The following is a 10,913-nucleotide window of genomic DNA, read 5'->3' on the forward strand; positions in this document are numbered from 1 at the left end:
GCCGAGCACTCTCGCGAAAGGAATTCAGATGTCATATGTAACGCCACAGGAATTTGCCACCAAGATGATCGACGCCGGTGAAGCGAAGATCTTCATGTCCACAAAGGACACGCTCATCCGGGCCTATATGGCAGGCGCCATCCTTGCCCTTGCCGCCGCCTTCGCCGTGACCATCGCCGTCAATACCGGCAATTTCCTGGTCGCCTCGATCCTGTTCCCGGTCGGCTTCTGCATGCTCTATCTGCTGGGTTTCGACCTTCTGACGGGCGTGTTCACGCTGGCGCCGCTGGCCGTGATCGCTAAACGTCCGGGCTGCACCTGGGGCGGTGTGTTCCGGAACTGGGGTCTGGTCTTTGCCGGCAACTTTGCAGGAGCCCTGACGACGGCGGTGTTCATGGCGATCATCTTCACCATGGGTTTCAGCCAGGAGCCGAACGCCGTCGGCCAGAAGATTGGCCAGATCGGTGAAACCCGGACGCTCGGCTATGCCGCCGCCGGCTGGGCGGGGCTGCTGACGGTCTTCATTCGCGCAGTGATGTGCAACTGGATGGTTTCGACCGGTGTCGTGGCCGCGATGATGTCGAACTCTGTTTCCGGCAAGATCATGGCGATGTGGATGCCGATCCTGGTGTTCTTCTATCTCGGCTTCGAGCACTCCATCGTGAACATGTTCCTGTTCCCCTCGGGCATCATGCTCGGCGGCAATTTCACCTGGTTCGACTACTTTGCCTACAACGAAATTCCGGTTGTTGTCGGCAATCTGGTCGGCGGGCTGACCTTCGTCGGCGGCATGATCTACGCCACCCACTACAAGACGTCGCCATCCCGCAAGGCAGGTTACGAAAAGGCGCCGGTCGCAGCGCCTGCCGAATAAGTGTGAAGCTCCGCCGTCACTGGCGGCGGAGCGTCTTTTCCCGAGGAGCCTTTTCCCGTGCTGATGCAAGTCCGCCATACCACCTTGAGCGTCGAAACCGGCCAGTATTCGTCTGCCGGACGGAAAGCCCTGAACCAGGACTTTCATGGCGCCATGGTGCCGGACGGCCCGGCCCTGGTGCACAAGGGCATCGCACTTGCTGTCGCGGACGGCATTTCCTCCAGTCCGGTTGCGCATGTCGCAGCCGAAACGGCCGTCAAATCCTTTCTCTCCGATTACTATTGCACCTCTGAAGCCTGGACAGTGAAGACCTCTGCCGTCCGGGTGATCTCTGCCGCCAATTCCTGGCTTTTCAGCCAGACAAAACAGGTCGACGATCTCGACAGGGGCCATGTCTGCACCTTTTCTGCCCTGGTCCTGAAGGGGCGTAAGGCACATCTCTTCCACGTCGGTGACAGCCGCATCTGGCGTCTATCCGGCCAGAGCCTGGAACAGCTGACGGAAGACCACACTGTCCGGATTTCCGAACAGGAGAGTTATCTCGGCAGGGCTCTGGGGGTCGGGCAATCTGTCGATATCGATTATGCCGTGTTCGATCTTCGTCCGGGCGATCTGTTTGTTCTCACGACGGATGGCGTCCATGGCTTCTTGCGGGCGAAGGACATGGCCGACGCCGTGCTGGCTGGCGAAGCTCTCGACCAGACAGCCAGAACACTTGTCGAAAAGGCGCAGGCTGCAGGCAGCAGCGATAATCTGACCGTTCAGATCGTGCGGGTGATCGACATAGCGGAACCCGGTGCAGATGATCTCCTGAACGGGGAAGGCACCTTGCCACCGGCGCCGCTGCCGAAGGTGCCTGGCACCCATGAGGGGTTCCGTTTGATGCGCGGCCTGCACGCCACCAGCCGCAGCCACATCTATCTGGCGGAAAATGAAGAAACCGGCGAGCCGGTGGCGCTCAAGTTTCCGTCGCTCGATTTACGCGGAGAGGAAGACTATCTGCGCCGGTTCGCGCTGGAGGAGTGGGTTGCACGCCGGATTTCATCGCCGCATGTGTTGAAGGCTTCCACCTATCCGCAGGGCCGTCAGACGCTTTTTCTGGCATCGGAGTTTGTCGAAGGCCAGACGCTTCGCCAGTGGATGATCGACAATCCTCACCCCAGCCTTGAGACCGTGCGCGGGATTCTGGAGCAGGTGGCCAGGGGATTGATGGCCTTCCACCGCAAGGAAATGGTCCATCAGGACCTGCGGCCGGAAAACATCATGATCGACACGTCCGGCACGGTAAAAATCATCGATTTCGGGTCGGTGCGGATCGCCGGCGTGATGGAAGCCGCTCCTTCGCTCGACAAGGGGGAGATCCTCGGCACCCACCAATATACCGCGCCAGAGGTGTTTCTCGGCTACCTCGGGACTGAGTACAGCGACCAGTTTTCGCTCGGTGTGATCGCCTATGAAATGCTGACTGGGCGTTTGCCCTATGGTGCGGCCGTTGCCAGGGCAACGAGTGAGCGGGCACAGGCTGCACTGCGCTATCGCAGTGCGACAGCTGTCACGGAACGAGTGCCGGACTGGGTCGATGGTGCGCTTTGCCGCGCGGTTCATCCCGTGCCGGGCAAGCGCTACGAAGCGCTGAGCGCCTTCCTGGAAGATCTTCGTCGCCCGAACCCGGCCTTCAGTTCAGATCGTTTTGTCCCTCTGGCGGAACGGGATCCGGTCCGCTTCTGGCAGATCGTCTCTGCTGTTCTCGCGGTGCTCTGCGCCATCCTCTTGTTTCAACTCTTCGGCAATTCATAGGAGATTTTCATGACCGCTCTTACCCGTGAAGACGTTACCAGCATGATCCTGTCGGCGAAGCGCCAGGCGGGGCTCACATGGGAAGGCATTGCCGAAGCGATCGGCATGTCGCCTGTCTGGACCCATTCGGCGGCCATGGGCATGAACGCCATGCCGGAAGACAAGGCGAAGGCAATCACGGAGACACTCGGTCTGCCGCAGGAAGCGGCGCTGGTTCTGCAGGAGAGCCCAACAAAGATCTGGTCGCAGACCGTGCCGACGGATCCGTGCATCTACCGTCTTTATGAAATCGTCGGTGTCTACGGCCCGACAATCAAGGCTTTGATCCATGAGAAATTCGGCGACGGCATCATGTCGGCCATCGATTTCGACATGTCGGTAACCCGTGTTGAGAACCCCAAGGGAGACCGGGTGAAGATCGAGATGTCGGGCAAATACCTTGGCTACAACGCCTGGTAAATCAACAACCGGGATTGATGGCATGACCGAACAAGAAAAAACAATCCGGACCACCTGTCCCTATTGCGGTGTCGGCTGCGGCGTCCTCGCGACCCGGCACCCGGACGGGACGGTGACTGTTGCAGGTGACCCCAAGCACCCATCCAATTTCGGCCGGCTGTGTTCCAAGGGTTCGGCCCTTGGAGAAACGCTTTCGCTGGATGACAGACTGCTCTATCCGGAAATCGACGGCGAACGCGCCAACTGGAATGACGCGCTCGATCTTGTCGCGCGCAACTTTCAGGATGCCATTCGGGAACATGGACCTGATAGCGTTGCGTTTTATGTGTCCGGCCAGATCCTGACCGAAGACTATTACGTCGCCAACAAACTGATGAAGGGGTTCATCGGTTCGGCGAATATCGACACCAATTCCCGCCTTTGCATGGCATCTTCGGTTGCCGGGCACCGCAGGGCATTCGGCTCGGACACGGTTCCGGGAACCTATGAAGATCTTGAACTGGCAGACCTTGTTGTGCTGGTCGGCTCCAATCTCGCCTGGTGTCATCCGGTCCTGTTCCAGCGTCTCGAAGCGGCCAAGGCTGCCAACCCGGCGTTGCGGGTGGTCGTAGTGGACCCGCGCAAGACAGCGACCTGCGCCATCGCCGATCTGCACCTGCAATTGAAACCTGATACGGACGTTGCCCTCTTTAACGGGCTGCTCGCCTTTCTGGCGGAAGCGTTTGTCGTGAATGACAGCTATGTCAATCGCTTCACTCAAGGACTTGAGAAGGCAGTTGAGGCTGCAGGTCCCTGCGAGATCGGCCAGATAGCCGAAAACACCGGCCTGTCACGTCAGGATATCGCACTCTTCTACAAGATGTTTGCCCGGACGGAAAAGACGGTCACTGTCTATAGTCAGGGTGTCAACCAGTCAGTCGTCGGGACTGACAAGGTCAATTCCATCGTCAACACACATCTGGCAACTGGACGGATTGGAAAGCCCGGCATGGGCCCTTTTTCCGTCACGGGTCAGCCGAACGCCATGGGCGGCCGGGAAGTCGGTGGACTGGCCAATATGCTCGCCGGCCACATGGCTTTGGAAAATGCCGAGCACCGCGGGATCGTGCAGGACTTCTGGCAAAGCCCGGTCGTGGCTGATCGGCCCGGCTTGAAAGCCGTTGAGCTTTTCAAGGCCGTGCGGGAAGGCCGGATCAAGGCGCTCTGGATCATGGCAACAAGCCCGGTAGACAGTCTGCCGGATGCAGATGGCGTGGCAGAAGCCCTTGAAACATGCCCCTTTGTTGTCGTTTCGGAAGTAACGCGGGCAGCCGACACGGTTCCCTATGCGAACGTGTTGCTGCCTGCAGCCGCATGGGGTGAAAAAGACGGTACGGTTACCAACTCCGAGCGCCGGATCTCAAGACAGCGCGCCTTCCTGGAGCTTCCCGGTGAGGTTCGCCCCGACTGGTGGCACCTGAGCGAAGTCGCAAGGCGCATGGGCTTTGCCGGGGCCTTTTCCTTTGAAGGGCCAGCCGCGATTTTCCGTGAGCATGCAGCACTCTCTGGGTATCGGAATGAAGGCAGCCGGGATTTCGATATCGGCGCTTATCGGGACGTGACCAATGCCGCTTTCGATGCCCTGGAGCCCTTTCAGTGGCCGCAACCGGCGGGGATGCTACCGGCTGATACGAGGTTCTTTGCTGGCGGAGGATTTTTCACCGAAAGCGGCAAGGGGCAGTTCGTGCCTGTCGTTTTCAAGGCTCCGCGGCAAACAGAGCGCCGCTATCCGTTCTCCCTGAACACGGGCCGGATCCGCGATCAGTGGCACACCATGACGCGCACCGGCAAGACGCCGCGCCTGACCGCGCATTTTGCCGAACCTTTTGCCGAACTCAACCCGATCGATGCCGAAAAGCTCGGGATCGACCCGGCAGATCTGGTGACGGTCAAAAGCTCTTATGGGGCCGTGGTGGTGCGGGCGCTGCTGACAGACCGGGTCGTCCCGGGAGAAGTCTTCGTGCCGATGCATTGGACCGACCAGCTTGCATCGAAAGCCCGCATCGATGCGGTCATGGCGCCTGAGACAGACCCCCATTCCGGACAGCCAGGATCCAAGTTCACGCCTGTGGCGGTGGCAAAAGCGAAAATGGCCTGGTTCGGTTTTGCCGTCTTGCGCCAGCGACCGGAGAAAATCGCTGCCGACTACTGGGCCCTTGCTCCTGTTCCTGGCGGTTACCGGCTTGAGTTCGCGGCGAAAGCCGACGCGGATTTCGCGGAAATCGCAGCTACGTTGACCTCGTCCGGCAACGAGATGACCGATATTTCGGACGGTGCCGCCGGCTGGAGACGTTTGGCTGAGTGGCGGGACGATGTGCTGCAGGCAGCGTTCTTCTTTTCCGCATCCCCGGTGGAAGTCTCGCGCCAATGGGCTTGCGGGCTTCTGGATGAGGGGCCCGTTTCGCCGCAGGAGCGGGCACGGGTTCTTGCCGGACGCGTGCCGGCAGACAGGCCTGATCCGGGAGCGCTGGTGTGCTCCTGCTTCCAGATCGGCTGCAACCAGATTGCCGAAGCCGCACGCTGCGGTGCGACGAGTGTCGGCGCAATCGGTGAAACACTGAAAGCCGGCACAAATTGCGGCTCCTGCCGCTCGGAAATCCAGACGCTTCTCGATGAAATTGCAAAGGAAAGCCTCGATGATGCCGACATTGCGCAAGCCAGCTGAGGTAAAGCGCCGGAGCCGTCCGGCACGCGTGGGGGCTCTTGCAAGCCTGCCGCTGTTCTTTCCGCTTGAAGGAAGAAAAGTCCTGCTGGCAGGCGGCACGGAAGCTGCCGCCTGGAAGGCGGAGCTGCTGGCTGCTGCCGGGGCAGACGTGCATGTTCATGCACAGGAGCTGGAGCCGGCTTTCGAGGCACTTCTTGCGGCCGGCAGCATCAAGGGGCGTTTCATACATCACCGGTCCTGCTGGTCGCAGCAAGGCTTCGAGGGCGCAGCCCTTGCGATTGCCGATGCAGAGAGTGACGAAGAAGCAGAAGCGTTTGTTTTGGCCGCGCGGCGCACGGGAGTTCCGGTCAATGTGATCGATAACCCCGCCTATTGCGACTTCCAGTTCGGGTCCATCGTCAACCGGTCACCGGTCGTGATCGGAATCTCGACCAATGGGGTCGCGCCGATCCTTGGCCAGGCGATCCGACGGCGGATCGAGACGCTGATGCCTGAAAGTCTGCAAGGATGGGCGCAGCTGGCAAGCCGTTTGCGGGAAAAGACGCTTTCCCTGCTGGACGCAGGGGCACAGCGGCGCCGGTTCTGGGAGCGGATCTCCGAACTTGCCTTCTCGGGCAGTTCGGCGCCTGAAGAGGAAGACCATCTCGCCGAAGTACTTCTGGAGGACGCGAGGACGTCTGCTGCAGGCAAAGTCACCCTTGTGGGTGCAGGGCCGGGCGATGCCGAATATCTGACACTGAAAGCCGTGCGTGCGCTGCAATCGGCTGATGTCATCCTCTTCGATGATCTGGTCGATGACGCGGTTCTCGAACTTGCGCGTCGAGAAGCCAGGCGGATGCTGGTCGGAAAAAGAGGCGGTCGGGAAAGTTGCCGCCAGGAAGACATCAACGACATGATGGTTTCGCTGGCACGTCAGGGCAGACACGTGGTGCGGCTCAAATGCGGAGATCCGATGATCTTCGGTCGTGGTGGTGAGGAGCTCGACCGTCTTGCTGCCGAAGGCATCCCGGCAACCGTTGTTCCCGGCATCACTGCGGCTTCTGCCATGGCGGCACGCCTGGGCGTTTCCCTGACGCACCGTGACCATGCTCAGTCGGTCAGGTTCGTCACTGGCCACTCGCGCAAGGGAGATTTGCCGGAAACCGTAGATTGGGCTGCGCTCACCGACCCAGCCACCACGACCGTTTTCTACATGGGGGCGCGCATGGCCGGCCGTATCAGAGACCGGCTTTTTGCCGAGGGTTTGTCCGCAACGACCCCCGTCGTTGCCGTTTCGGGAATATCCCGCACCGACGAAAAGAGTTGGTCGGGAACACTGGACGAACTTGAACGCGGTGTCGATTTGCTCGGACTGGAAGGTCCGGTCCTCATCGGAGTGGGGCAGGTCTTCCGGGCAGCAGGCCGTCAGGCCGGGCAAGGTGAAGGATTTGAATTCCATCAGGTCTTCTCTGTGCGAGGGGAAATAGCCGGAGCTGAAAATCGAGGCATTCGGACACTTGGCAAATCTGCAGCTATTTGATTTGTTTGAGCGGCAAATCAGCTGGTGATCCGAAGCACTGATGAATCGTTCCGAACAAATTTGCGCAGCCCTGCGCAGTGCCATCCTTGAGCGTGCCCTGTTACCGGGCATGAAACTGCCGGAAGATTCGCTGGGTGAGCGTTTCGGGTCGAGCCGGACGATCGTGCGCCAGGCACTGGAACGGCTCGCAGCGGAAGGCCTTGTCGAACTGCGGCGGAACAGGGGAGCCGTTGTCGCAACCCCCAGCCTGGAAGAGGCGCGGGATCTGTTTGATCTGCGATGCCAGATCGAAGACCTCGTGGTGTCCCGGCTGAGCGCTGAATTCTCCCAGAAGCACCTTGATGCGCTGAATGCGCATCTCGACAAGGAAATTGCCGCTGAAAAGGGACCTGAGCCTGTCTCCATCCGGCTTGCCACGGAATTCCACATTCTCATGGCGCAGCTCACGGAAAGTCCGGTTCTGATCCGCTACGTGGAAGACGTCGGCTATAGATGCGGGTTGACGCTGGCGCTTTACTCGCGGCCGCATTCCACTGATTGCGGGATCCAGGAGCACCGGGAAATTATTGATGCTCTTTCCAAGGGCGATGAGGATCGGGCCAGGGATCTCATGCGACACCACCTGGGGGCCGTGGCTGACCGGGCGCTGATCAAGCCCGAAAACAAGGGGCAGGGCATCTATCTCGATGCCCTGGAACCTTACGTTCGCGCCGTTCGAGGAGACGACTAGGCTTCAATGCCCATGCGGGTGAGAATTCGCTCCGCGCTGTCGTTCCAGACATCCATCTTTGTGATCTTGCCGTCATGCACTTCGAACCGATCGACATACCGGTTGCCTTCGAAGGCGGTTCCGTCCGGCCATTCACCGTAAAGCGTCCCGACAGAGTAGACGACAACCCCGTCCGCCCCGCGGGCAACGTCAAAACGGTCCATCTTCTTCTTCACCCAGTTGTACCGCTTCGCGTTAAAGCCGGTCGGACCTGAGGGATGGTTGAATACCCGTCCGCCCGTAAACGTGATCGTCACATCGTCGGCAACGTATGTCGCAGCGAGATCCGGATCGGGTTTCATGGAAGCGTCGAGATATTCCCTGACGATCTGCGCTTCCTCGGGAAGAGTGTCTTTGTTTTCGTCCTGCATGGGGCGTCCTTTTCAAAATGGCCTTCCGGAGCATAAATCCTGTCCGGTTTTTTGCATGCAAGTTTTGTATGCAAAGATTGCATGCAATTTAAGCGAAATTCTGATGTCATCGAAGGTCTGTAAAGGCCGAAATTGGGTAAGTAATTGAAATGTATAGCGATCAGTGAACTGGCATCTGACTTGCTCTTGAAATGGCGTTCGGACGTGTCGTCCGGAAAACCAGAGGAGCCGTTCATGAAATCCGCTTGCAAATTTCCGAAGGTGACACGCCGCGTCCTGATGTCAGGTGCTGTCGGCCTCGCCCTGGCCACCAGCCTGCCGGCCTTCGCCGCCGATACAATCAAGATCGGCCTTGTTGCCGCGCTCAGCGGTCAGTCCGCCAAGTCCGGACAGGCAATTACACGTGGCCTGACCATCGCTATTGACGAGATCAACGAGAAGGGCGGTGTGCTTGGCAAACCGCTTGAACTTGTAAGCCGCGATGACGAAAGCAACCCGGGCAAGGGGCTTGTCGCCGCACGTGAGCTTGTCCAGCGCGAAGGCGTTGCGGCTCTGATCGGCGGTCTGGACACGCCGGTCTCCTTTGCAATCGTTCCCTTTGCAAACCAGTCAAAGGTGCCTTTTGTCGGCCCGTGGGCTGCAGGCACCGGCATCACCAAGAACGGTGCTGAAGAGAACTACATCTTCCGCGTTTCCGCCGTTGATGAATATGTCGATGAAGCGATCACCGAGTATCTGGTCACCAAATACGGCTCCAAGAAACCGGGCATGATCCTCATCAACAACCCATGGGGCGAGTCCAACGAGAAGGGGCTTTTGAAAGCGCTCGAGAAGCGCGGCATGGAGCATGCGGGTATCGAGAAGTTCGAGTCCAATGACGTCGATGTCGTACCGCAGCTCACGCGCCTCAAGGAAAACGGCGCGGATGGCCTGTTTGTGGTGGCAAACGTTGCCCCGACCGCACAGGTGGTGAAATCGCTCGACCGGATGGGCTGGGATGTTGCCATGGCATCGCACTGGGGCCCGGCAGGCGGACGGTTCACGGAACTGGCCGGCAAGAGCGGCGAGAAGCTCCACTTCATCCAGACCTACCTGTTCCGGGAGGGCGATGCGAAGGGCGAGGCCATGTTCTCGAAGCTTCAGGAAAGCTTTCCCGAAATCAAGACCATGGCCGATGTGACACCCGCAACCGGTATCGCCAATGCCTATGACGCCATGCTTCTGCTGGCTGCTGCCATCGAGAAGGCCGGTTCCACCGATGGTCCGGCTATCCGACAGGCGATGTACGACATCGAGAACATCGAAGGCCTGATCAAGACCTACACCGACCCGTTCTCGCCGGAAGACCAGGATGCGATTGCGCCTGAAGACTATGTCTTCGCGCAGTTCGTCGAAGGCGAAATCATCCCGATCGAAGATTGATGATGTCACCTCCCGCGGCATGCCCGCGGGAGGTTTCTTTCTTTTGAATTAGCCCTGATCCCGTTTCACCCGCCAGGACCCACCCATGACCCTCTTGATCGCCGCCCTTGTCACCGGCATTGGCCTTGGAAGCATGTACGGGCTGATCGCGCTCGGCTTTCAGATCACCTATTCCGTTTCTTCCACCGTCAATTTCGCGCAAGGCAGTGTTGTCATGCTGGGCGCGGTTCTGGGCTTTGTCTTTACAGAACGGCTCGGCTTGAACTGGCTGATCGCTTATCCGCTTGCGATCGCCTGCTGCGGCCTTTTTGGCGTGCTTGTTGAAATACTTCTGGTTCGTCCCTTCGTGGAACGCAATTCGGAGGCCTGGCTGATGGCGACCGTCGCGGGCGGCATCTTTCTCGACAACGCCGTTCTCTTCAGCTTCGGCAACGAACCGCGGACATTGTTTTCACCTTTGGCGCAGACCACCTGGCAGTTCGCCGGCACGGGCATCTATCCGCAGCAACTGCTTATTCCGATTGCCGCCATCGGTGTTGCTCTGGCGCTGCACTTCCTGTTCCGCAAGACCTTGCAGGGCAGGGCGCTGCTTGCCGTCGTCCAGAACAATCAGGCAGCACGGCTCATGGGGATCAACACAACCATGATGGTGTCCGGTTCCTTTGCGATTTCGGCGATGCTCGCCGGATGTGCCGGTCTTTTGATCGCGCCGCTGTTTTCCGTGCATTCGGACATGGGAACGCTCTTTGGGCTCAAGGCCTTCGCGGTGGCAATCCTGGGCGGCATGACATCGGCAGCCGGCGTCATGCTGGCAGGCTTTCTCTATGGGGTGACGGAAGCCCTGGTAACGGCCTACCTGGGCTCATCTTCCACCTACATCGTTGTCTTTGCGCTGATCATCCTTGCACTGACATTGAAGCCGGACGGTCTCTTCGGTCGTCCCGCCGTAAAGAAAGTCTGAGGAAGAGCCGTGCCCTTTCTGAACCAGCGAATTCTTC

The 10,913-nt window shown here is 59.3% G+C and carries 9 protein-coding genes; 8 read left to right on the forward strand and 1 reads right to left on the reverse strand.

The window, feature by feature from the left end; genetic code table 11:
- Positions 1-28 precede the first annotated feature (28 nt).
- The 6 genes from B0E33_RS24295 to B0E33_RS24320 all read left to right on the forward strand — a co-directional run bounded on the left by B0E33_RS24295 (position 29) and on the right by B0E33_RS24320 (position 8,083).
- Positions 29-874, forward strand: coding sequence for a formate/nitrite transporter family protein (locus B0E33_RS24295; RefSeq protein WP_062488516.1), 846 nt, complete (start codon positions 29-31; stop codon positions 872-874).
- Between the two features lie 63 nt (positions 875-937).
- Positions 938-2,671 carry a bifunctional protein-serine/threonine kinase/phosphatase gene (locus tag B0E33_RS24300; RefSeq protein WP_077292669.1) on the forward strand — a complete coding sequence of 578 codons (1,734 nt, stop codon included), beginning with the start codon at positions 938-940 and terminating at the stop codon, positions 2,669-2,671.
- A gap of 9 nt (positions 2,672-2,680) precedes the next feature.
- The gene (cynS, locus tag B0E33_RS24305; protein WP_023001126.1) at positions 2,681-3,130 is read left to right on the forward strand and encodes a cyanase; all 450 of its coding nucleotides are present in this window, start codon (positions 2,681-2,683) and stop codon (positions 3,128-3,130) included.
- 22 nt (positions 3,131-3,152) lie between these two features.
- Positions 3,153-5,834, forward strand: a complete 2,682-nt coding sequence (locus B0E33_RS24310; protein ID WP_077292670.1) for a nitrate reductase — start codon at positions 3,153-3,155, stop codon at positions 5,832-5,834.
- Positions 5,809-7,353, forward strand: a complete 1,545-nt coding sequence (gene cysG / locus B0E33_RS24315) for a siroheme synthase CysG (RefSeq protein ID WP_077293593.1) — start codon at positions 5,809-5,811, stop codon at positions 7,351-7,353. Before B0E33_RS24310 ends, cysG begins: the two co-directional genes overlap by 26 nt.
- Before the next feature lie 40 nt (positions 7,354-7,393).
- Entirely contained in the window at positions 7,394-8,083 is a 690-nt protein-coding gene (locus B0E33_RS24320) for a GntR family transcriptional regulator (RefSeq protein ID WP_023001129.1), read from the forward strand.
- Here the strand turns inward: B0E33_RS24320 and B0E33_RS24325 are convergent.
- The gene (locus tag B0E33_RS24325) at positions 8,080-8,493 is read right to left on the reverse strand and encodes a nuclear transport factor 2 family protein (protein WP_055654780.1); all 414 of its coding nucleotides are present in this window, start codon (positions 8,491-8,493) and stop codon (positions 8,080-8,082) included. The genes B0E33_RS24320 and B0E33_RS24325 overlap by 4 nt on opposite strands.
- Before the next feature lie 234 nt (positions 8,494-8,727).
- Here B0E33_RS24325 and B0E33_RS24330 point away from each other — a divergent pair, with 234 nt between their 5' ends.
- Positions 8,728-9,915, forward strand: a complete 1,188-nt coding sequence (locus B0E33_RS24330) for an ABC transporter substrate-binding protein (protein WP_055656609.1) — start codon at positions 8,728-8,730, stop codon at positions 9,913-9,915.
- An 85-nt stretch (positions 9,916-10,000) separates the two neighbouring features.
- Positions 10,001-10,876: a branched-chain amino acid ABC transporter permease gene (locus tag B0E33_RS24335; protein WP_023001132.1), complete on the forward strand. Its 876-nt coding sequence runs from the start codon at positions 10,001-10,003 to the stop codon at positions 10,874-10,876.
- The last annotated feature ends 37 nt before the right edge of the window (positions 10,877-10,913 follow it).

This window comes from Roseibium algicola, from assembly GCF_001999245.1.
GTDB lineage: Bacteria > Pseudomonadota > Alphaproteobacteria > Rhizobiales > Stappiaceae > Roseibium > Roseibium algicola.